At 70.4% G+C, this 20173-nt stretch carries 22 protein-coding genes; 7 read left to right on the plus strand and 15 right to left on the minus strand.

The genetic code is table 11. The features are described from left to right. Window positions 1-7: 7 nt before the first annotated feature. From AB0F72_RS35410 to AB0F72_RS35420, 3 genes are read left to right on the plus strand one after another with little or no spacing between them, the layout of a single operon-like run. On the plus strand, window positions 8-535 hold the full coding sequence (locus tag AB0F72_RS35410; protein WP_360441253.1) for a hypothetical protein: 528 nt from the start codon (window positions 8-10) through the stop codon (window positions 533-535). A gap of 24 nt (window positions 536-559) precedes the next feature. Beyond that, entirely contained in the window at window positions 560-1483 is a 924-nt protein-coding gene (locus tag AB0F72_RS35415) for a 5,10-methylenetetrahydrofolate reductase (RefSeq protein ID WP_360441084.1), read from the plus strand. A gap of 58 nt (window positions 1484-1541) precedes the next feature. Beyond that, entirely contained in the window at window positions 1542-1946 is a 405-nt protein-coding gene (locus AB0F72_RS35420; protein ID WP_360441087.1) for a hypothetical protein, read from the plus strand. A gap of 3 nt (window positions 1947-1949) precedes the next feature. On the opposite strand, the gene AB0F72_RS35425 is transcribed toward AB0F72_RS35420, so the two are convergent. Together AB0F72_RS35425 and AB0F72_RS35430 are read right to left on the minus strand one after the other, a co-directional pair. Beyond that, a complete protein-coding gene (locus tag AB0F72_RS35425) occupies window positions 1950-2648 on the minus strand; it encodes a hypothetical protein (RefSeq protein ID WP_360441090.1) in 699 nt (232 codons plus the stop codon). 1 nt (window position 2649) lies between these two features. After that, window positions 2650-3114, minus strand: a complete 465-nt coding sequence (locus tag AB0F72_RS35430; protein WP_360441093.1) for a hypothetical protein — start codon at window positions 3112-3114, stop codon at window positions 2650-2652. A gap of 424 nt (window positions 3115-3538) precedes the next feature. On the opposite strand from AB0F72_RS35430, the gene AB0F72_RS35435 reads away from it, so the two are divergent. Both AB0F72_RS35435 and AB0F72_RS35440 read left to right on the plus strand, forming a co-directional pair. Next, window positions 3539-3832 (plus strand): MTH1187 family thiamine-binding protein, encoded by a 294-nt coding sequence (locus AB0F72_RS35435; RefSeq protein ID WP_360441096.1) that lies wholly within the window; start codon window positions 3539-3541, stop codon window positions 3830-3832. Beyond that, window positions 3829-4503, plus strand: a complete 675-nt coding sequence (locus AB0F72_RS35440) for an HAD family hydrolase (RefSeq protein ID WP_360441099.1) — start codon at window positions 3829-3831, stop codon at window positions 4501-4503. Before AB0F72_RS35435 ends, AB0F72_RS35440 begins: the two co-directional genes overlap by 4 nt. Before the next feature lie 3 nt (window positions 4504-4506). Here AB0F72_RS35440 and AB0F72_RS35445 read toward each other — a convergent pair whose 3' ends face one another. Genes AB0F72_RS35445 through recO form a run of 3 tightly spaced genes read right to left on the minus strand, consistent with a single transcriptional unit; the run spans window position 4507 to window position 6602 of the window. Next, window positions 4507-5031 carry a phosphoglycerate mutase family protein gene (locus AB0F72_RS35445; RefSeq protein ID WP_360441102.1) on the minus strand — a complete coding sequence of 175 codons (525 nt, stop codon included), beginning with the start codon at window positions 5029-5031 and terminating at the stop codon, window positions 4507-4509. Between the two features lie 15 nt (window positions 5032-5046). Next, on the minus strand, window positions 5047-5829 hold the full coding sequence (locus AB0F72_RS35450) for an isoprenyl transferase (RefSeq protein WP_360441105.1): 783 nt from the start codon (window positions 5827-5829) through the stop codon (window positions 5047-5049). Next, window positions 5826-6602, minus strand: coding sequence for a DNA repair protein RecO (recO, locus tag AB0F72_RS35455; RefSeq protein ID WP_360441108.1), 777 nt, complete (start codon window positions 6600-6602; stop codon window positions 5826-5828). The genes AB0F72_RS35450 and recO overlap by 4 nt, the downstream gene beginning before the upstream one ends. Before the next feature lie 107 nt (window positions 6603-6709). Between recO and AB0F72_RS35460 the strand changes: the two genes are divergently transcribed. Next, a complete protein-coding gene (locus tag AB0F72_RS35460) occupies window positions 6710-7474 on the plus strand; it encodes a DUF4097 family beta strand repeat-containing protein (protein ID WP_360441111.1) in 765 nt (254 codons plus the stop codon). Here the strand turns inward: AB0F72_RS35460 and AB0F72_RS35465 are convergent. From AB0F72_RS35465 to AB0F72_RS35500, 8 genes are all read right to left on the minus strand, one after another. Then, window positions 7433-8533: an acyltransferase gene (locus AB0F72_RS35465; protein WP_360441114.1), complete on the minus strand. Its 1101-nt coding sequence runs from the start codon at window positions 8531-8533 to the stop codon at window positions 7433-7435. The genes AB0F72_RS35460 and AB0F72_RS35465 overlap by 42 nt on opposite strands. A gap of 83 nt (window positions 8534-8616) precedes the next feature. Then, complete coding sequence (gene era / locus AB0F72_RS35470) at window positions 8617-9537, minus strand: GTPase Era (RefSeq protein WP_360441256.1); 921 nt, start codon at window positions 9535-9537, stop codon at window positions 8617-8619. A 218-nt stretch (window positions 9538-9755) separates the two neighbouring features. Continuing rightward, entirely contained in the window at window positions 9756-10136 is a 381-nt protein-coding gene (locus tag AB0F72_RS35475) for a cytidine deaminase (RefSeq protein ID WP_360441117.1), read from the minus strand. Continuing rightward, window positions 10129-11502 carry a hemolysin family protein gene (locus tag AB0F72_RS35480; RefSeq protein ID WP_360441119.1) on the minus strand — a complete coding sequence of 458 codons (1374 nt, stop codon included), beginning with the start codon at window positions 11500-11502 and terminating at the stop codon, window positions 10129-10131. Before AB0F72_RS35480 ends, AB0F72_RS35475 begins: the two co-directional genes overlap by 8 nt. A 2-nt stretch (window positions 11503-11504) precedes the next feature. After that, entirely contained in the window at window positions 11505-11975 is a 471-nt protein-coding gene (gene ybeY, locus AB0F72_RS35485; protein ID WP_014441299.1) for an rRNA maturation RNase YbeY, read from the minus strand. Window positions 11976-11999: 24 nt separating this feature from the next. Next, window positions 12000-13076: a PhoH family protein gene (locus AB0F72_RS35490; RefSeq protein WP_014441298.1), complete on the minus strand. Its 1077-nt coding sequence runs from the start codon at window positions 13074-13076 to the stop codon at window positions 12000-12002. Between the two features lie 135 nt (window positions 13077-13211). Continuing rightward, the gene (locus tag AB0F72_RS35495; RefSeq protein WP_360441124.1) at window positions 13212-14609 is read right to left on the minus strand and encodes a serine hydrolase domain-containing protein; all 1398 of its coding nucleotides are present in this window, start codon (window positions 14607-14609) and stop codon (window positions 13212-13214) included. Beyond that, window positions 14606-14953 (minus strand): HIT domain-containing protein, encoded by a 348-nt coding sequence (locus AB0F72_RS35500; RefSeq protein ID WP_360441127.1) that lies wholly within the window; start codon window positions 14951-14953, stop codon window positions 14606-14608. Before AB0F72_RS35500 ends, AB0F72_RS35495 begins: the two co-directional genes overlap by 4 nt. A gap of 69 nt (window positions 14954-15022) precedes the next feature. On the opposite strand from AB0F72_RS35500, the gene AB0F72_RS35505 reads away from it, so the two are divergent. Then, a complete protein-coding gene (locus AB0F72_RS35505) occupies window positions 15023-17491 on the plus strand; it encodes a glycoside hydrolase family 3 C-terminal domain-containing protein (protein ID WP_360441130.1) in 2469 nt (822 codons plus the stop codon). 610 nt (window positions 17492-18101) lie between these two features. On the opposite strand, the gene AB0F72_RS35510 is transcribed toward AB0F72_RS35505, so the two are convergent. Then, window positions 18102-18836, minus strand: coding sequence for a 16S rRNA (uracil(1498)-N(3))-methyltransferase (locus AB0F72_RS35510; protein WP_360441133.1), 735 nt, complete (start codon window positions 18834-18836; stop codon window positions 18102-18104). A 176-nt stretch (window positions 18837-19012) separates the two neighbouring features. Then, window positions 19013-20149: a molecular chaperone DnaJ gene (gene dnaJ / locus AB0F72_RS35515; RefSeq protein WP_360441136.1), complete on the minus strand. Its 1137-nt coding sequence runs from the start codon at window positions 20147-20149 to the stop codon at window positions 19013-19015. Window positions 20150-20173: the final 24 nt, after the last annotated feature.

The raw sequence follows: 20173 nt of genomic DNA on the forward strand, positions 1-20173 counted from the left end.
CCACCTCGTGTCCCCCCCCCGATTCCCGCCCGCCGCCGCCCGGCCCCCCCCCGCGGCCGGCGCCGCCCGGATCGTCGGTCTCAGCCTGGGTCACCGGACCCTCGCCGAGGCCGACCACTGGATCGCCGAGCTGACCCCGGCGCCCGTGCTGGCCTGCACGCACCTGGTCGCGGAGCCGTTCCCGCACGTGGCGATCAGCCTGCTCACCGCTCTTTCCTACAGCAGCTCGGACGGCTTGCAGGCGGCCGCCGATCTCGCCGCCTCGGGGCAGCACGGCCGCGCCGTGCGGTTCCCCGGGGTCGAACGGCTGACCGGGGAGCTGACCGTCAGCGAGATCCTGCAGCGCAGCTCGATCTCCCGGGTGGAGGTGCTCGGCAGCGGGCCGGCCGCACCGGACACCGTTGTGGAGACCGGCGCTTTCGTCCGTCCCCAGTTCCGTGGCGGTGAGCTGGTGCTGGTCACCACGCCGGCGGCCGGCGGGCGGCTGATCCCGTTCGAAAGGCGGGATCCGACCCCCTGCTGTGCCGACCACTGATCGACACTTCCCTACTGTGGGGACATGACTCGTCTCCATCTGCCACAACAGCTGGCCGAAGCGCGCAGCGGCGTGCTGCTCTTCAGCATCACGCCGCCGCGGCGCAGCACCGCCGCGGAGCGGGTCGCGGAGATCGCCAAGGTCACCCTGGACCGGCTCAGCGGCCTGGACCTCGACGGCCTGATCCTCTACGACATCGACGACGAGTCCGACCGCAACCCCGACGAGCGGCCCTTCCCGTTCTCGGAGACCCTCGACCCGGCCCGCTATTACGCCGACCATCTGAACGGCTGGGACAAGCCGGTGGTCATCTACCGCTGCGTCGGGAAGTACTCCTCGGCCGAGCTCCGCGAGTGGATGTCAGGCGTCGACCACCGGGTCCTGAGCGTGTTCGTCGGCGCCTCCTCCGGAGGCAAGAACGTGCGCACCAGTCTGCGTGAGGCGCACGCGCTGCGCTCGGAAGTACGCCCGGAGCTGCCCCTGGGCGCCGTCGTGATCGGCGAACGCCGCGACGAACACCTGCGGATGCTCGCGAAACAGGAACGCGGCGCCGGCTTCTTCATCTCCCAGGTCGTCTACCACGTCAACGAGACGAAGAACCTGCTCTCCGACTACTACTACGCCTGCCGCGCGGGCGGCATCCCGCCCCGCACGATCATCTTCACGCTGTCGCTCTGCGGCTCGCTGAAGACCTTGGAGTTCCTCCGCTGGCTGGGCGTGGACGTCCCCCGCTGGCTCCAGAACTCCCTCCGGCACGCCGAGGACCCGCTGGCCGAGTCGTACCGCCAGTGTGTGGCGATCGCCCGGGACCTGATCGACTTCTGCGAGCACCTGGGCATCCCGTACGGCTTCAACGTCGAGAACGTCTCCATCCGCAAGACCGAGATCGAGGCCACCACCGACCTGGCCGCGGAGGTGGGCGAGCTGCTCCACTACCGCCGCCACTGACTGCCGCCACCACTGACACCCGCCGCCGCTGATTGACCGGGCCTGGCACCATCGCGTCGTGGCATGGGAATGGGTCGCACCGGCGGTGACGGGCACGGTCGGTGTCTTCACCATCCTGCTCGCCCACAAGACGCTCCGGGTCCAGCACGAGCGGGCCCTGGCCGCTGAGCGCCGCGGGCTCTACGGCAAGTTCCTCGGGGCGCTGCGCGAGGTGGAGCACTGCGACATCCGGGTCGCCTCGACCGAGGACCTTGACGAGACCCTGTCCCAAGGCGCGGTCCAGGCTTACCGGGAGGCCCGCACCCGGGCGTCCGCCCTGCTCGCGGAGATCAGCATCGTCGCCCCGTCGAAGGTGGAACGAGCCGCCAAGGCCTATTACGACGCGGCCGTGCTCAAGCCGTCAGGCAGCGCCGCTTCCCTTCGCCTCGCGCTCACCGACGCGATGCGAGCGGACATCGCCTGACCGTCAACGAGCGACAAGCACCTCGACGCGGTCCTCGACGCTCGTGACCTGGGCCGGAGCGGCGGCATGCATGATCTCGACCTCGGCCCGCTCGACCCGGAGCCGCCACGCCTGCGCGGTCCTGCCCACCGACGTCCGCGCGAGCTGGCGGGACCGGTCCCGGCGCCCGCGCCTGCCGGCGCCCCGACCCGAGGCCGCGGTGCAGCTCTCGGCCGTGGCGGCCGCGTCCCGGCTCCGCAGCCGGTGTTTGCTCGACATCACGACGAACGTCCCGAGCACCGCTGTCACGAACCAGCCGAAGACCGAACCCCACTTGAGGTGGCTGGCTGTGGCGGACTGGAGGTGCCGCAGGTGTTTCGTGAGAGCTGACCGATCGGCGATGGGTGTCCCCTCCGGGAGGATTTCGTCGAAGACCGAGGTGTCACCGGCCACGTCGAAGACATAACTGGCCATCAACGAGTCCAGAAGGGTGTGCCGCCCCGCTTTGTGGATCTGCCGGTCGACGAGTGCCTTGACGTGCCGCGCCGAGGTGCTGTCACCGATCTCGCCGCGGCGCAGCTGGTCGGTGATCCGGTCGCGCAGCATCCACAGCCGGTTCCGGTAGATGCTGTGCGCCAGGTTGGTGAGCTGCTTGACCAGAACGAACGGCAGCACGGCGACGGTCAGGGACATCAGCAGTAGCACTACCGAAATGGCGTCCATGTCACGGGCCCGCCTTCGGATTGGGCGGCGACTTCGCCTCGAGTTCTTTCTCCAGCTCGTCCATCCGCAGGCGCTGAGTTTTGATCTTGCGCTTCCGGAGCCGACTCTGAATGAGAAGAACTCCGGAGCAGACGCAGAGGACGACGGCGAACAGAATCACGATGCGAAAACTGTTCGCGGTAGGGGCTTCCTTGCCGGCCAGGTTACCGACGAGTTCGACGACCACGCGCAACGGAAATGTCGAGATCAAGAGCAGCAGCACCGCACCGAAAATCTCCGCGACGCGCTGCCACAACGAGTACCGAGCGACCCGGACCGTCGCCCGCTCCTTGTCGCGGAGCACCTGGTTTTCCGCCCTGAGCTGGGAAATCTCCAGCCTCGCCTCGGCTACCTGCAGCTCGGCCTCTTTGGCACGGTGCTCGAACTGCTCCAAGCGAAGCGCGGTGCGCTCGGCGTCGATGGACATGGCGGGCAGCATAGCGGTGTCCAATAGATCAATACCCGTAGCCCCAGCCCGACACGCGATTGGCGACTCCGAATCTTGGCGACTTCCGATCAATGACCCGCTACCCATGATCCCCCATTCCGATGGGCGCTTACCGTGGCTACCGAACGGCACACACGTTCAGAAACGCCTCAGCCCGTGACCGAAATCTGTCCCCCATCCGACACCGTTTAACTCAAAGAAGCCGAATGACCACTTTGCGTAAATCCTATCGCGCTTTTCAAGAATTGCGCATCATCATCACTGTGATACGGACTCCGCGCCCCGCCGGTTGTGCCACCACTACCGCGATCGGATGACCAGGCCACTCACGCCTAGTAGTTACGAAGCAAGACTAGTCCCATGCATAGATCAACTCAAGCGTGCGACCTGGAAGGATGAACCCATGCTGGTTGCCTTCTCTGTCACGCCGATCGGGGCCGGTGACTCCGTCGGGGACGCCGTCGCCGAGGCGGTGCGCGTCGTCCGCGCCTCGGGACTGCCCAATCGGACCGATGCCATGTTCACCACGATCGAGGGTGAGTGGGACGAGGTGATGGCGGTCGTGAAGCAGGCCGTGGACGCCGTCGCCGCTGTCGCCCCGCGGGTGAGCCTGTCGCTGAAGGCCGACGTGCGGCCCGGCGTCACCGGCGCGCTCACCGCGAAGGTCGAGCACATCGAGCGGGTCCTGAAAGAATGAAGCGACTGGTGATGTGGGACATCGACTACACGCTGCTGCGCGGCGGCGGGGTCGCGGCGCGGTCCTGGAAAGCGGCGTTCACCGAGGTGACAGGTGTCGCCTGGCAGGACACGCCGGTCTTCGGCGGGCGCACCGACCTGGACATCTGCGCCGAGGTGTTCGCGACGCACGGGGTGACCGACTGCACGCCGGAACGCTTCTTCGCCCGGTACATCGAGATGGTGCACGAGGTCCGGCACGAGTTCGCCGAGCAGGGCGCGCTCATGCCGGGCGTCCGTGAGGTGCTGACCCGGCTCCGGGGCCGGCCCGAAGTGGTGCAGACCCTGGTGACCGGCAACGTGCCCGAGGTCGCCCGGGCCAAGGTCGCCGCGTTCGGGCTGGGCGACGAGTTCGACACCGAGGTCGGCGGTTACGGCACCGACGACAGCGTCCGGGCCACGCTCGTCAAGCGGAGCCTGGAACGGGCCGAGGCGAAGTACGGCGAACCGTTCCGCCCGGTCGTCATCGGCGACACGGTGAACGACGTGCGGGCCGCCCTCGCGAACGGCGCGGTCGCCGTGGCGGTGGCGACCGGCGCAACGACCGCAGCCGATTTGCTGGCGGCGGGCGCGCACACGGTGCTGCCCGACCTCAGCGATCCGGACCGGGCGATCGAGGCGCTGACCGCCTGACCCTCACGGCCGCAGCTCCGGCGGGAACCCGGTCCACCGCAGCTCCACCGGCAGATGCGTCACGTCGTTGACCAGGATCACCCGGGGCACCTGTCCGGCCGGGAACCGGATCAGGGTGACCCCGGTGTTGCACTGGTTCACCACCCGGAACCGCTCGGTGGGCGCCGCGTACGCCTCCCGCAGGAACCACCCCACCTGGAAGTTGTGGGTGATGACCAGCTCGTGGCTGTCCTCCAGGACCGGACCGGTGAACCGGGTGATCATCGCGGCGGAGGCGGCCCGGTCGTCGCTGGGAACCCGGTCGTCGAGTTCCGGCGCCTGGCGGACCGGCACCGCCGGAAAGTGCCGGGCCACGATCTGCGCGGTGCGCACCGCCCGCGCTTTCGGGCTGTGACTGATCGCTTCCAGGGGCAGGCCGGCCAGCCGCAACCCGAGCAGCTCGGCCTGCTGCCGCCCGGCCTCGGTCAGATCCGACTGGTCGGGCACGGCCTCGCCGTGCCGCACGAGCCACAGATGCCGAACAGCCACACCGGCCCCCTCACCTCACGTCGGGCTGACCGGGTTCGGCAGCGCGCCCCCGAACCGGCGGTCCCGTTGCGCGTACAACTCGCACGCATACCAAAGGTGCCGCCGGTCGAAGTCCGGCCACAAGGTGTCCAGGTAGACCATCTCCGCGTACGCCGACTGCCAGAGCAGGAAGTTGGAGGTCCGCTGCTCGCCGGAGGGGCGCAGGAACATGTCCACATCCGGCACCTCGGGGTGGTAGAGGTACCGCGCGATGGTCTTCTCGTTGACCTTGTCGGCCTTGAGCCGGCCGGCTGCCACGTCCCGGGCGATCGCCGCCGCCGCGTCCGCGATCTCGGCCTGGCCGCCGTAGTTCACGCAGAACTGCAGGGTGAGCGTCGAGTTCTTCCTGCTCATCTCCTCGGCGGTCTGCAGCTCGGAGATCACGCTTTTCCACAGTCGCCCGGCCCGGCCCGACCAGACCACCCGCACGCCGAGGTCGACCAGCTGGTCGCGGCGGCGGCGGATGACGTCCCGGTTGAAGCCCATCAGGAAGCGCACCTCCTCGGGCGAGCGCTTCCAGTTCTCGGTGGAGAACGCGTATGCCGACAGGTACGGGATGCCGAGCTCGATGGCGCCCTCGATGGTGTCGAACAGGCTGTGCTCACCCTGCTCGTGCCCCTTCGTCCGGGACAGGCCGCGCTCCTTGGCCCAGCGGCCGTTGCCGTCCATGACGATCGCCACGTGTTTCGGCAGCGCGGCGGAGGGCAGCTGGGGCGGTCGGGCGCCGGAGATGTGCGGGGTGGGCGGACGCGGGCTCAAGGGTTCAACTCCCGTCGATCGACAAGCGGCAGCGAACGCAGCGCTCGTTCCATGTGCCATTGCAGGTGGGCGGCGACCAGGCCGCTGCACTCCCGGCGCACCGGAGACTCGGACGCGTCGGCGACCGCCCAGTCGCCGCTGGTCAACGCGGACATCAGGCCGAGGGTGGCCGGGCTGGGATGGGCGGCGCCGGGCGGCCGGCAGTCCGGGCAGACGGCGCCGCCGGCCGGGACCGCGAACGCGGCGTGCTGCCCCGGTGTGCCGCAGACCGCGCACTCGTTGACCGCGGGCGCCCAGCCGGCGAAGGCCATGCCGCGCAACAGGTACGCGTCGAGGACCAGGCTGCCGGCGTGCTCACCCGCCGCGAGCGCCTTGAGCGCGCCGAGGGTGAGCTGGAACAGCCGCAGCGCGGGCTCCCGCTCGACCGGGGTGAGCCGCTCCGCGGTCTCGCAGATCGCGCTGGCCGCGGTGTATCTCGGGTAGTCGCCCAGCAGTTTCTTGCCGCAGAGATCGATGGCCTCGACCTGACTGACCGAGTGCAGCGAGCTGCCCAGCCCTTCGGGCGAGCCGGCGAGCTGCAGGTCGATGTGGCCGAACGGCTCGAGCCGCGCCCCGAAACGCGACGAGGTGCGCCGCACGCCCCGGGCGACAGCGCGGAGCCGGCCGTGCCGGCGGGTCAGCAGGGTGACGATCCGGTCGCTCTCGCCGAGTTTCTGCACACGCAGCACCACCGCGTCGTCGCGGTAGAGCTGGCGTCGGTATCCGGCAGGCACCCCGCCATTCTGCCCGGTGCCTACGACAAACCCTGACCCGGATCTCAGGGTCGGCTCCGGGGCGGGACCGATGGCGCTCGGGGTGGCCGCGGAAATAGCGTTCCAGCATGAGCCGAAGAGTTGCCCTTGTACTCGCCGCCGCGTCGATGGTTGCTCTGACCGGCTGCGACGGAGTGGTCGGCGCCACGATGACCTTCGATGACGTCGAGAAGGCCAAGGTCACCGACATCGTGATGTCCGGCGCCAGCGGCGATGTGGTGATCACCACGGGCAGCGTCACGGAGACCCGGATCAAGCGGGTGGTCCGCGGCTCGGCCAACCCCGGCCCGTCCTACCGGCTCACCGGCTCGACGCTCGAGATCTCGACCGACTGCGGGCACCGGTGCAGCATCGCCTACGAGATCAGCGCGCCGGCCGGAGTGGTCGTCCGGGGCCAGCTGACCTCCGGCGACATGCAGTTCTCCGGGACCGGCGCCATCGACCTGAAGCTCACCTCGGGCGACGTCATCGTGCAGAACGCCACCGGTCCGGTGAAGGTCGAGGCCACCTCCGGCGATCTTCAGGTGATCGACGCGCCGGCGCTGACGGTCGACTTCACCTCGGGCAACGTCATCGCGGAGCGGATCGCCGGCCCGATCCAGGCGAAGGCCACCTCCGGCGACATGCAGATGGATCTCAGCGCGCCGGCCTCGGTGACCGCGTCCCTGCAGAGCGGCGACCTCAACCTGACGGTCCCGGAGGGCGCCTACCAGGTCCGCACCGACACCGGCAGCGGCGACGCGGTCGTGGAGAACCTGAAGAACGACCCGCGGGCCACCAACGTGATCGACCTACGCACGCGTAGCGGCGACCTTTTCGTGACGACCCGCTGACAGGGCATCCGCCGAGCGCACGCCCACGCCGGGCGGAGGCGAGACCGGCACGGGGCCGGGCGAGGCCGGGACCGGGGCGGCCGTCTTACGCCCGGGGACCAGCGCCGGCCGGCGGCCCGCCGACAGGTCCTCCACCCAGCCCACCACGGCCAGGGCCACGCCGAGGAGCACCGCCACCACGACGGCACGCCACGAGATGCCGACCCAGCCGGCCACCGGCAACCCGTGTGCCTCACCGACCTGGGTGACCGCCACGATGACCGGGATGTGCCAGAGGTAGATGGTGAGCGCCCGGGCATTCAGGACGGTCAGGACGCGGTGCTCCCGGACCATCGGGGACAGCCCCAGCGCCACCAGGATGAACGCGGCGGACCAGAGCGCGTTGCCGAGCGGGATGTCGTTGAGGTCGTATCCGCGCGGACCGGGATGGGTGAGCACCCAGGCGGCCGCGGGCACGGCCAGGGCGGCGGCCAGCGTGAACAGCCGTTTGCGCCCGAGCCGGCGAAGGTGGCCGTCGTGATGCGCGAAGCCGAGCAGCCAGGCGCCGCCGTACAGCGCGAGGTCGTGCGGCACGGCCGGCACGGAAAGATCAGCGATTTCCAGGACGGCCAGCGCCAGATAGGGCACCACAACGGTAATAACCGGAAATTTTCGGAATGCTGGTAATAGCAGCGGCGACAACAGCACGAACCACAGGAAGTCCCGCAGATACCAGGTGTGGCTCAGCGACTGCATCCACCACCCGGTGGCCTCCGGGTTCACCAACGGAAAACCCCAGAGCAGCAGGTGTACGTCGAACGGGGTACCGGCGATCAGCATCGCCGGCACCGCGATCAGCAATCCCAGCACCCAGAGCGACGGCAGCAACCGCCGCAGGCGCCGTTCCACCGCCCACACGCCGAACCGGTCCAGCGACGCGGCCATCAGCGAGCCGGCCAGCGCAAACATCACCGACATGGCCGGAAATACGACTGTCAGCGCTGTCCAGCCGGTGAGGTGGTAAACCACGACCCGCACGGTCGCCGCCGCACGCAACAGGTCCAGGTACCGGTTCCGCATGACCGAAGGTGTTACCCGCCCTCGACCGAAAAGCGCAAATCCCGGTGAACTATCCCATAGTCAGGAAATGTCTAATTATCGATTCAAAAACCCAGCTTACGAAGCTGCTTCGGATCCCGCTGCCACTCCTTGGCGACGCGCACATGAAGATCCAGGTAAACCTTGCTTCCCAGAAGTTCCTCGATCTGTTCCCGCGCCTGGGAACCAACCTGCTTGAGCCGTTCGCCCCGGGTCCCGATCACGATCGACTTCTGGCTCGGCCGCTCCACGTACAGATCCGCATAGATCTTGGTGAGCTTGCCCTCGACCTGCATCTCCTCGACCAGCACGGCGATCGAGTGCGGCAGCTCGTCGCGCACGCCCTCCAGCGCCGCCTCCCGGATCAGCTCGCCGATCAGCACCTGTTCCGGCTCGTCGGTCAGCACGTCGTCCGGATAGAGCTGCGGCGACTCCGGCAGGTACTTGACCATCACGTCGGTCAGCTGCTCCACCTGGTGCCCGGAGACCGCGCTGACCGGAATGATCTCGGCGAATTGGTGCAGCTGCGACACCGCGAGCAGCCGCTCGGCCAGCACCTGCGGGCTGACCAGGTCGACCTTCGTCACCACCGCGATCACGGTGGCCTTGAGCTGGCTCATCTCCGAGGAGATGAACCGGTCGCCACGCCCGATCGGCTCGTCCGCCGGGAAGCAGATGCCGATCACGTCGACCTCGCTCCACGTTTCCCGGACGAGGTCGTTCAGCCGCTCGCCGAGCAGCGTGCGGGGCCGGTGCAGACCCGGCGTGTCGACCAGCACGAGCTGCGAGTCCGGCCGGTGCAGGATGCCGCGGATCACGTGCCGGGTGGTCTGCGGCTTGTTCGACGTGATCGCGATCTTCTGTCCGACGATCGCGTTGGTCAGCGTCGACTTGCCGGCGTTGGGCCGCCCGACGAAACAGGCGAAACCGGCCCGGTAAACCCCGTCCTCCCGCTTGTCGGAACGCGCGGCCTTGTGCCGGTGCACTCGCGGCGAGATCCCCTTCCCGGTACGCGTATCCGGCTGCGCCGAAGCAGCGGAACGCGTGCGGGGCTTACGGGGTGGGCGCGCGTCACCGGTCGGGCTGGCTTTGCCCGTACCCAAGGAAGTGGTCTTCTCCTGCCTCTTCGCCGCCTGTCGTTCCTGGCGGCGGCGGGCGTTGCGCTCGCCCGGCGTGAGGTGCCGGTCGTCCGGTTCCGGCGCCATCACAGGACCGTGCCGAGCAGCGAGCCGTCCGGGCCGGCCACGTGCACCGGCGCGTCGGCGGCCAGGTCACGCACCGCGGCGTGCCCGGACCCGTCCAGCGTCGAGGCCTCGGTCACCACGGCGGCCGCCTCCAGTTTCGTCGCGCCGGAGGACGCCGCCTGCGCCACGGCCAGTTGCAGGGCGGTCAGGGCGAGGCTGGGCAGCGCCACCGACGCCGCCGCGTAGGTGCGGCCGTCCTGGTCGCGCACCGCCGCGCCCTCGACCGCACCGGCCCGCGCGCGCGCACTGCGCGCCAGCGTGACCAGCTTGGCGTCCTCGGCGCTCAGCGGGGTGCCGTCCGTGGCGGGCACCGGAACGGCGGCGTTGATCTGCTCAGGCATCTGCGGGTTGTCTTTCCTCGGTCTCGTCGACGTTCTCGTCGTTCTTCTCTTCGGCGGTCGGCTCCGGGCCCGACCGGCGCACCAGCACCGAGTCGATCCGGTTCCGCCGGCCGGTGGTGCCCTCGGCGACCAGGTGCAGCCCGTTCACGTCGACGTGGGCGCCGGGGATCGGCACCCGGCCCAGCGTCTGGGCCAGCAGGCCGCCGACCGTCTCCACCTCGTCGGTGGGCAGCTCCACGCCGAACACGTCGCCCAGGTCCTCGATCGGCAGCCGGGCGGCGACCCGCACCGAACCGTCCTCGAGGTGTTCGATGGGCGGGCGTTCCACGTCGTACTCGTCGGTGATCTCACCGACGATCTCCTCGAGGATGTCCTCGATGGTGACCAGGCCGGCGGTGCCGCCGTACTCGTCCACCACGATCACCAGGTGCGAGCGCGCCGCCTGCATCTCGGAGAGCAGGTCGTCGACGGGCTTGGACTCGGGCACGAAGGTGGCCGGGCGCATCGCGTCCGCCACCGCCTGCGCGGTCGCCGCCGGATCGCCGTTCTGGGTGCGGCGGATCACGTCTTTCAGATAGAGCACGCCGAGCACGTCGTCGACGGTCTCGCCGATCACCGGGATCCGGGAGAACCCGGACCGCAGGAAGAGGTAGAGCGCCTGCTGGAGGGTTTTCGGCGCCTCGATCCACACCATCTCGGTCCGCGGCACCATCACCTCACGGGCGATCGTGTCGCCGAGCGCGAACACCGAGTGGATCATCTCGCGCTCGCCGTGCTCGACGACGCCGCGCTGCTCCGCCAGGTCGACCAGCTCCCGCAGCTCCACCTGGCTGCCGAACGGGCCCTCCGGGAACCCCTTGCCCGGCGTCACCGCGTTACCGATCAGGATCAGCAGCTGGGCGAGCGGGTTGAGCACCTTGCCGAGCCAGCGCACCAGCGGGGCGGTCGCCCGGCCCACCGCGTACGCGTGCTGGCGGCCCACGGTCCGCGGGGCGACACCGATCACCACGAAGCTGACCAGCGTCATCGTGCCGGCCGCGACGAGCGCCGCCTGCCAGCCGACGCCCCAGGTGTCCACCGCGACGAGCGCCACCAGGGTGGTCGCGGTCAGCTCGCAGAGCAGGCGCAGCAGCAGGAGCAGGTTGACGTAACGGACCACGTCGCCGGCGACGGCGGAGAGCGCTGTCGCGCCGCGCTGTCCTTCCCGGGCGAGTTCGGCGGAGCGGGCCTGGCTGACCGTGGCCAGCGCGGCGTCGGTCATCGACGCCAGGCCGGCCAGCAGCACCAGCGCCACCGCGCAGATGATCAGTTGCAGGTCCGGCAGGCCCGCCGAGGCGGGCGCTGCCAGCAGAGAGGCGGGCTCCATGGTCAGCCGGCCTTGCGTGTGGCGCGCCAGCTCTGCAGAAGCTTGTTCTGCAGAGCGAACATCTCCCGTTCCTCGTCCGGCTCGGCGTGGTCGTAACCGAGCAGGTGCAGCGCGCCGTGCACGGTCAGCAGGTGCAGCTCGTCGGCGGCGGAGTGCCCGGCGACGGCGGCCTGTTTCGCCGCCACCTCGGGTGCCAGCACGATGTCGCCGAGCAGAGCCGGCTCGCCGACACCCGACTCGCCCGGGCCGTGGTCGACGCTGCCCTCGTCCATCGGGAAGGCGAGCACGTCGGTGGGCCCGTCGCTGCCCATCCAGCGATGGTTCAGCTCGGCCATGTAGTCGATGTCGACGAGCAGGATCGACAGCTCAGCGAGTGGGTTGACCCCCATCTCGTCCAGGGCGTGCCGGGCAACCGCGAGGATCGCGTCGGTGTCGACCTCGACTCCCGACTCGTTGGCGATCTCGATGGACATAGTGGTGCGATTACCCCTTGCGAATCAGCGCCGTCGCCCGGTGCGGCCACCACTGGCGGCCCGGCCCGGCACGGCATGGACGGATTGTGCTGCCTGTTGTTCCTGATCGGCGTCGAACCTGGCGTAGGCGTCGACGATCTCGGCGACCAGGCGGTGCCGCACCACGTCGGAGCTGGACAGCTCCGCGAAGTGCACGTCCTCGACGTCGCGCAGGATCTCCCGCACGACCTTGAGGCCGCTCGACGTGCCGCCGGGCAGGTCGACCTGCGTCACGTCACCGGTCACTACGATCTTGGAGCCGAAGCCGAGACGGGTCAGGAACATCTTCATCTGCTCGGGCGTGGTGTTCTGCGCCTCGTCCAGAATGATGAACGCGTTGTTCAGCGTCCGGCCCCGCATGTACGCCAGCGGCGCGACCTCGATCGTCCCGGCCGCCATCAGCCGCGGGATGGACTCCGGGTCGAGCATGTCGTGCAGGGCGTCGTAGAGCGGCCGCAGGTACGGATCGATCTTCTCGGTCAGCGTGCCCGGCAGGAAGCCGAGCCGCTCACCGGCCTCGACCGCCGGCCGGGTCAGGATGATCCGGCTGATCTCCTTGGCCTGCAGCGCCTGCACCGCTTTCGCCATGGCGAGATACGTCTTACCGGTACCGGCGGGGCCGATCCCGAAGACGATGGTGTTCTCGTCGATGGCGTCGACGTAGCGTTTCTGGCCCAGCGTCTTCGGGCGGATGGTGCGCCCGCGCCGGGACAGGATGTTGAGGGTGAGCACCTCGGCGGGGCGCTCGGTGGTGTTCGCCTCGAGCATCGCGAGCGTCCGCCGGACGGCGTCCACGCTCAGCGTCTCGCCTTTCTCGATGAGCTCGACGAGCTCGGAGAAGAGGCGTTCCGCCGTGGCGTTGTCGGCCGGCTCACCGGTGACGGTGATCTCGTTGCCGCGAACGTGCACGTCGCTGCTGAGGGATTTCTCGATGAGACGGAGGATCTCGTCCTTGGCGCCGAGCAGGTTCACCATGATCTTCGGATCACTGACCGAGATCTTGGTCTGCGCCCGCACCGGGCTGGACGAGCCCGTGCTGGAAGAGTTCGGCGTACCGGTCATAGGGCGGCCCTGGGGCCTCCGCCACCTGCTCTCTTTCTCTACGTCGCCTTTGCGGGGCGGCGTGCTGAAGGATCGTGCCATCCTATCCGCTCGGCCGGTGCCTCGCCGATGCCATTATCGCCGCCCCGCGCACGATCACCCGGCCGGTACGGGCTCCGGACCTGCGGAAGCGGGCCCGCCGTCGAACCCGTCCTGGAACCTGCGGAACCGATAGGTCGCCCAGTGCATCCGGACCACTTCCCCGGTGTCGTCCCGGGTCAGCCGCAGCAGCTCGCCCGCCTCCCGGCCGGACACCGTCCGCAGCACGTCCGGCCGGTCCGGCAGCGGCTGGAACACCGCCGGCGGCCGGTCCGCTGGCGCGTCCGCGAGCCGGGCCTCCAGCCGGTCGTCGTGCCAGGCGAAGACGAACTCGGAACCCTCGCTCCACCAGCGGCCGAGCACCGACCGGTACGACTTCGGCGCCGGCGGGGCGATCCGCCACGGCCGGATCTCCGCCGGATCCAGCTCGACGGCGAGCCGGAGCAGCTCGTGCACCAGCTCGTTGATCTGGCCGGCGCCACCCGAGGAGCCGAGGACCGCGCAGCCCAGAGCGCCCGGGTTGCCCTCGCCGCCCCGGCGGCCGTAGACGCCGGCCAGGAAGCCGGGCATCGCGCCGTCATGGCCGACGTGCACGACCCGCCGCCCCTCCGGGATCAGGATCAGGCCGAGCCCGAAGCCGGCGCCCCAGAGCGCCTCGTCGGTGGTGGTGAGCGGCCAGCGCATCTCGTCGACGGTGGTGGCGGCGAGGACCCGGCCGGCCGGGTCGATCCGTTCCGGGCTGGCCAGGAACGCGGCCCACTTCGCCATGTCGGAGGCGGTGCTCCAGAGCTGGGCGGCGGGTGCGATGCCGTCCAGCTCGATCGGCGGCTCCGGCCGGGCGGCGTCGGAGTACGCGTCGACCACGTACCCGATCGCGGCCTGCCGTGGCGTCGTCGCGGTGCTGGCGCGCAGGCCCAGCGGGGTCAGGATGTACTCGTCGAGGACCTGCTCCCAGGTGCCGCCGCGGACCTTCGCGACGAGCTGGCCGAGCACCGCCAGACCCAGGTTGGAGTAATGGAACCGGCGGGCGTTCGGCAGGACCCGCTCGGCCCGGTCCAGTTCGGCGACGAGCCGGGCCGCGTCCGGGGTGATCAGGGTGTCCCAGACGTCGCCGTACGGCTCCCGCTGGAAACCGGCCGTGTGCGACAGCAGCCGGCGCAGCGTGGCGTCGCCGTGCGCGGGCACGTCGAGGTACGCGGAGACCGGCTTGTCCAGGTCGATCAGCCCCTCGTCGCGGGCCTGCATGACGAGCACCGCGGTGAACGTCTTGGTGACCGAGCCGATCCGGAACCGGGTCTCCGGGCCGAGCGGATGCGCGGGGTTGCCGGACTCGCCGACGGTGAAGGCCCAGGGCTCACGGTCGGCGCGGTGCAGCGCGACCGAGAGGGCCGGGACGCGGCCGTCGGCCTGGACCTTGCGGGCGACGCGTTCGTACCGGGAGAGCGGCCCGCTCACTGGCCGGCCAGCATCGGGCCCAGCGGGGCGCCACCGAGGACGTGCGCATGCACGTGGAAGACCTCCTGGCCGGAGTCCCGGCCGGTGTTGAAGATCAGCCGGAAGCCGCCGGTCAGGTCCTCCTTCTCGGCGACCGCGGCCGCGGTGGCCAGCACGTCGGCGGCGGCGGAGGGGTCGGCGGCGAGTGCCACCACGTCGGCGTGATGCGCGACCGGGATCACCAGGACGTGCGTCGGCGCCTTCGGATCGATGTCCCGGAAGGCCACGGTCGTCTCGGTACGGTGCACGACGGTCGCCGGGATCTCACCGGACACGATGCGGCAGAAGAGGCAGGAGTTTTCCACCTATCGGATCTTAGGTGTTGCGGATTGAATGGTCGGCGGATCCTTGTCGCATATTCTGGGAGCGCTCTCATGACCGATCTCGATCACTTACTCGCACAGCTCACGCTGGACGAGAAGGTGTCCCTGCTGACCGGGCAGGACTTCTGGTCGCTGCCCGCGATCCCGCGCATCGGCCTGCGCTCACTCGTCATGTCCGACGGTCCGGTCGGCGTCCGCGGCACCGGGTACGCCCCCGACGACCCGTCGATCGCCCTGCCCAGCCCCACCGCCCTCGCCGCGACCTGGGACGCCGCCCTGGCCGAACGAGCCGGCCGGCTGCTCGGCCAGGAGTCCCGCCGCAAGGGCGTGCACGTGCTGCTCGGCCCCACCGTGAACCTGCACCGCACCCCGCTCGGCGGCCGGCACTTCGAGTGCTACTCGGAGGACCCGCTGCTCAGCGGCGAGATCGCCACCGGGTTCGTGACAGGCGTGCAGAGCCACGGCGTCGGCACCACCGTCAAGCACCTGGTCGGCAACGACTTCGAGACCGACCGGATGACCGTCGACGTGCGCATCCCGCCCCGGGCGCTGCGGGAGCTCTACCTGGCGCCGTTCGAGCGGGTCGCGGCGGCCGGCGGGTGGGGTGTGATGAGCGCGTACAACGGGGTGAACGGTGCGCCGATGGCGGCCAACGGGACGATCCAGGAGGACATCCTCAAACGCGAGTGGGGCTTCGACGGGGTGGTCGTCTCGGACTGGCGGGCGGCGCGCTCCACGGTCGGCAGCGCCCTCGGGGGCCTGGACATCGCGATGCCGGCGATGGACAACCCGTGGGGCCCGGCGCTGGCCGAGGCGGTCCGGACCGGCCGGGTGCCGGAAGAGGTGATCGACGACAAGGTACGCCGGGTGCTGCGGCTCGCCCTGCGAACCGGCGCGCTGGAGGGCCACCCCGTCCCCGACGTGCCGCTCGACGAGGACGGCACGGCTGTCGCGCACCAGGTGGCGGTCCGCTCGTTCGTGCTGGCCCGCAACGACGGCGTGCTCCCGCTGGCCGCGGCCGAACTGTCCCGCGTCGCGGTGATCGGCGCCCTCGCCACCGACGCCCGCGTGCTCGGCGGCGGCAGCGCCCAGGTCACCCCGCCGCACGTGATCTCACCGCTGGACGGGCTCCGCGCGGTTTTGCCGGGCGTCGAGGTCGCCTACGCGGTCGGCGCCGACCCGCGACCGTTCCTGCCCGCCGCGGCCGGCCCGGACTGGGGCAAGTTCCAGCTCGACCTGGACGGATACGACTTCACCGTGGAGACCGGGACCGTCCGGTGGATCGGCGACCTGCCCGGCGGCCGCGACGTCGCCACGACGACCAGCCTGGTCCTGCGCACCTCGCTGACGCCCGAGACCTCCGGCGAGCACCTGCTGGCGATCTCCGGCTTCGGCGCGTTCGAACTGACCGTCGGCGATCAGAAGATCTACCAGGGCTCGCTGCACCCGCCCGGCACCGGCCGCGCCGATCTCCTGCTGCACCCGCGCGAACAGCGCTTCCCGATCACCCTGGAAGCCGGCGTGACCGTTCCGGTGGTGCTCCGCCAGTCCTTCGAGCCCGGAATGGCACACTCGGTAGCCACTACCCTCGGTCACCGCCCCCCGGGCCCCGACGAGGAGGGCCTGATCGCTTCCGCCGTCGAGCTGGCGGCCCGGTCGGACGTAGCCGTCGTCGTGGTCGGCACCACCGAGCAGGTCGAGTCGGAAGGGTTCGACCGCACCTCGCTCGCCCTGCCCGGCCGCCAGGACGAGCTGGTCTCCCGGGTCGCCGCCGCCAACCCGCGCACCGTCGTCGTGGTCAACGCCGGCTCCCCGGTGCTCCTGCCCTGGTCCGAAGAGGCCGCAGCGGTCCTGCTCACCTGGTTCGGCGGCCAGGAGGCGGGTGCCGCACTGGCCGACGTGCTGCTCGGCGTCGAGGAACCGGGCGGCCGCCTGCCGACCACCTGGCCCCGGCGCGAACAGGACTGCCCGATCCTGGACGTCCGCGTCACGGACGGCGCGCTCACCTATGACGAGGACATCTTCATCGGATACCGCGCGTGGTTGCGCTCACCGGCCAGCCCACTCTTCACATTCGGTCACGGTCTGGGTTACACCACTTGGGGGTACGGGGACCTGACAGTCACCGAGAGTGAGGCGGTCGTGTCCGTTACCAACATCGGTGAACGCGCCGGTCGGGAGGTGGTCCAGATCTACCTGTCCTACACGGGCCCGGCGGGCGACACGGGCCCGGCGGGCGACACGGGCCCGGCAGGCGACACGGGCCCGGCGGGCGACGCGAGCTTGAACCACGGCGCGGGCCCGGCAGGCGGCGTGCCGGAGCGGCCGGAGCGCTGGCTCGCCGGGTTCGCCTCGGTGGCCGCCGCGCCGGGCGAGACGGTCACGGTGCGGGTACCGCTGCCGGAGCGGGCGTTCCAGGTATGGGACGACGGCTGGCGCACGATCCACGGCACCTACACCGTGACCGCGGCACACGCCCTCGACGAGCCCCGAGGTGCCACCACCCTGACGCTGAGCTGACGCCGGAAGGCGACGCGCGGATTGCCCCCGCGATCCGGACTCGCCAAGATCCGGCCACGGCCGAGCCGAGCCGTAGCTCCAGCCACGGCCGAACCGAGCCGTAGCTCCAGCCACGGCCGAACCGAGCCGTAGCTCCAGCCGGTAATGACGGCCTCATGACCTGCCCCAGCTACGGCTCGCGCGCCCGAGCCGTAGCTGGGGCATGGAATCCGCGCTTTTTTCATGCGCGAGCTACGGCCGGGCAGCGCGAGCCGTAGCTGGCGCATGTCATCAGGCTTGATTCCATGGCTGAGCGACGGCTCGCGGACCTGAGCCGTCGCTGAGGCAGGTTATCCGGCTGGCTGGTGGGCCGTCCGCGCGAGGATTGGGGTCAGGAGCACACGGGGCGGCTCCGGCACGTGGATGAAAGCACACCGAAGGCGTGCGTGTGCCCGCGTCTCGGTCCTGGCACATGTGGGAGTACACGATGGCGTTGTGTGTGCCCTCACCTTTCCTCGGCCGCAATCTTGGCAACTGACACCAAGCCCGGGGCGGATGACCCTGAGTTGCCAAGATCTGCGGCGGGGTGAGCGCGACGGCGGCGGCGGGCAGCGGGCGCGCGGTGGGCGGGTTACCAGCGGTGGAGGCGGGTGGCCAGGACTGCCAGCGCCGCCACCCCCGCCGTTGAGGTGCGGAGCACCGCGTCGCCCAAGCGGACCGGGGTGGCGCCTGAGTCGCGGAAAGTCTCCAGCTCGGCGTCGCTGATGCCGCCCTCGGGGCCCACCACCAGCACTATCTCGCCCTCGGCCGGCAAGGCGACCTGGGTCAGCCGCTCGGTCGCCTCCTCGTGCAGCACCAGCGCGGCTGCCGATTCGGACAGGCGGGACGCCACCTGTTTCGTCGAGCAGTCCGGGTCGCCGGCCACCACGGGCAGCCAGGAGCGGCGCGCCTGCTTGGCGGCTTCACGGGCGGTGGCGGCCCACTTGTCGCGGGCCTTGAAACCTCGGTCGCCGCGCCACTGGGCGACCGAGCGGGACGCCGCCCACGGGACGATCTCGTCCACGCCGGTCTCGGTCATCGCCTGGACGGCCAGCTCGCCGCGGTCGCCCTTGGCGATGCCCTGCACGACGACCAGCCGCGGGTCCGCCGCCGGATCCGCCCGCCGTTCGGTGATCGCGACGTCGACGCTTCCCTTGCCGACCGCGGTGACCTCGGCTCTCGCGGAGCCGCCCCGGCCGTCGGCGAGGATCAGGGACTCGCCTGCCCGGAGCCGCTGCACGGTGGCGGCATGGTGGCCCTCCGGCCCGTCCAGCGTGAACGTCGAACCGGTGGGCAGGCTCTCGACCAGAAACAGCGGCGCAGACACGCCCGAGACGCTACCCGCCCCTCGTCTGCTCCTGGTCAGCCCGGTTGCCCGGGACTGAGAGAAGAGGGGCGCAACCACTCACGCAGGCCGCCCGGCGCGGGGAGCGTCAGCGAACCCGCGCCGGGTCCTCGGCGGGAGCGACGGTCTTGACCCCCGCCCCGCTGCGAAAAACGTCTTTAATGTCCGTTGAAAGCGTCGCGCATCCGGGAGAAGAAGCCGCCCTGCTTGGAGAGCTCGGCAACGTCCTCGCCGCGGGTTTTCGCGAAGTCGCGGAGCATGCGCTCCTGGTCGACGGTGAGCTTGGTCGGCGTCTTGACGTCGAGGTGGACGAAGAGGTCGCCTCGGCCCTGGCCGCGCAGGTGCGGCACGCCCTTGCCGCGGATGCGGAGCGTGCTGGCGGGCTGGGTACCGGCCTTGACCTCGATGTTCTCCTCGCCGTCCAGGGTCTTGATGGTCATCCTGGTGCCGAGGGCCGCCGCGGTCATCGGGAGCGTGACGCGGCAGTGCAGGTCGTCGCCCTTGCGCGAGTAGACGTCGTGCGGACGCTCGTGGATCTCGACGTAGAGATCGCCGGCGGTGCCGCCGCCGGGGCCGACCTCGCCCTGCTGGGCCAGCCGGATGCGCATGCCGTCCTCGACGCCCGCCGGGATCTTCACGGTGAGGGAGCGGCGAGTCCTTATCCGGCCGTCACCGGCACAGGTCGGGCAGGGGGTCGGGATGACCGTGCCGTGACCCTGGCAGTTGGTGCAGGGGCGGGACGAGACCACCTGGCCCAGGAAGGTGCGCTGCACCGACTGGACCTCGCCGCGACCGGAGCAGACCTCACAGGTGGCGAGGTGCGTGCCGGGGGCGGTGCCGGCGCCGGAGCACTGGGTGCAGAGGACCGCGGTGTCGACGGTGATCGGCGCCTCGACGCCGAACGCGGTCTCCACCAGGTCGAGCTCCAGGCGCAGGATCGCGTCGGCGCCGGGGCGGGTCCGCGGGCGCGGGCCTCGGCCGCCACCGCCGGCCGCCGTGCCGAAGAACGCGTCCATGATGTCCTGGAAACCGACGAACGGTCCGGCGCCACCGGGGCCGGGGGCGCCGCCCCCACCGGGCGCGAGCGGGTCGCCGCCGAGGTCGACGATCTGACGCTTCTGCTCGTCCGAGAGAACCTCGTAGGCCGCGTTGATCTCTTTGAACTTCTCGTGCGCCTCGGGATCCGGGTTGACGTCGGGGTGGTACTGCCGAGCCAGTTTGCGGTAGGCGCGCTTGATCTCGTCGTCGGTGGCTTCCCGGCTGACGCCGAGAATTCCGTAGTAGTCCTTGGCCACGGGGTTTGGAGTCCTCAATGTCTG

This window comes from Actinoplanes sp. NPDC023936, assembly GCF_040639325.1.
Taxonomy (GTDB): Bacteria; Actinomycetota; Actinomycetes; order Mycobacteriales; family Micromonosporaceae; genus Actinoplanes.

Excerpts from the sequence above, each read along its gene's own strand:
- AB0F72_RS35415 (WP_360441084.1), top strand. The coding sequence starts at position 560 with ATGACTCGTCTCCATCTGCCACAACAGCTGGCCGAAGCGCGCAGCGGC.
- AB0F72_RS35425 (WP_360441090.1), bottom strand. The coding sequence starts at position 2,648 with ATGGACGCCATTTCGGTAGTGCTACTGCTGATGTCCCTGACCGTCGCC.
- AB0F72_RS35430 (WP_360441093.1), bottom strand. The coding sequence starts at position 3,114 with ATGTCCATCGACGCCGAGCGCACCGCGCTTCGCTTGGAGCAGTTCGAG.
- AB0F72_RS35435 (WP_360441096.1), top strand. The coding sequence starts at position 3,539 with ATGCTGGTTGCCTTCTCTGTCACGCCGATCGGGGCCGGTGACTCCGTC.
- AB0F72_RS35440 (WP_360441099.1), top strand. The coding sequence starts at position 3,829 with ATGAAGCGACTGGTGATGTGGGACATCGACTACACGCTGCTGCGCGGC.
- AB0F72_RS35460 (WP_360441111.1), top strand. The coding sequence starts at position 6,710 with ATGAGCCGAAGAGTTGCCCTTGTACTCGCCGCCGCGTCGATGGTTGCT.
- AB0F72_RS35465 (WP_360441114.1), bottom strand. The coding sequence starts at position 8,533 with ATGCGGAACCGGTACCTGGACCTGTTGCGTGCGGCGGCGACCGTGCGG.
- AB0F72_RS35475 (WP_360441117.1), bottom strand. The coding sequence starts at position 10,136 with ATGCCTGAGCAGATCAACGCCGCCGTTCCGGTGCCCGCCACGGACGGC.
- AB0F72_RS35480 (WP_360441119.1), bottom strand. The coding sequence starts at position 11,502 with ATGGAGCCCGCCTCTCTGCTGGCAGCGCCCGCCTCGGCGGGCCTGCCG.
- ybeY (WP_014441299.1), bottom strand. The coding sequence starts at position 11,975 with ATGTCCATCGAGATCGCCAACGAGTCGGGAGTCGAGGTCGACACCGAC.
- AB0F72_RS35490 (WP_014441298.1), bottom strand. The coding sequence starts at position 13,076 with ATGACCGGTACGCCGAACTCTTCCAGCACGGGCTCGTCCAGCCCGGTG.
- AB0F72_RS35505 (WP_360441130.1), top strand. The coding sequence starts at position 15,023 with ATGACCGATCTCGATCACTTACTCGCACAGCTCACGCTGGACGAGAAG.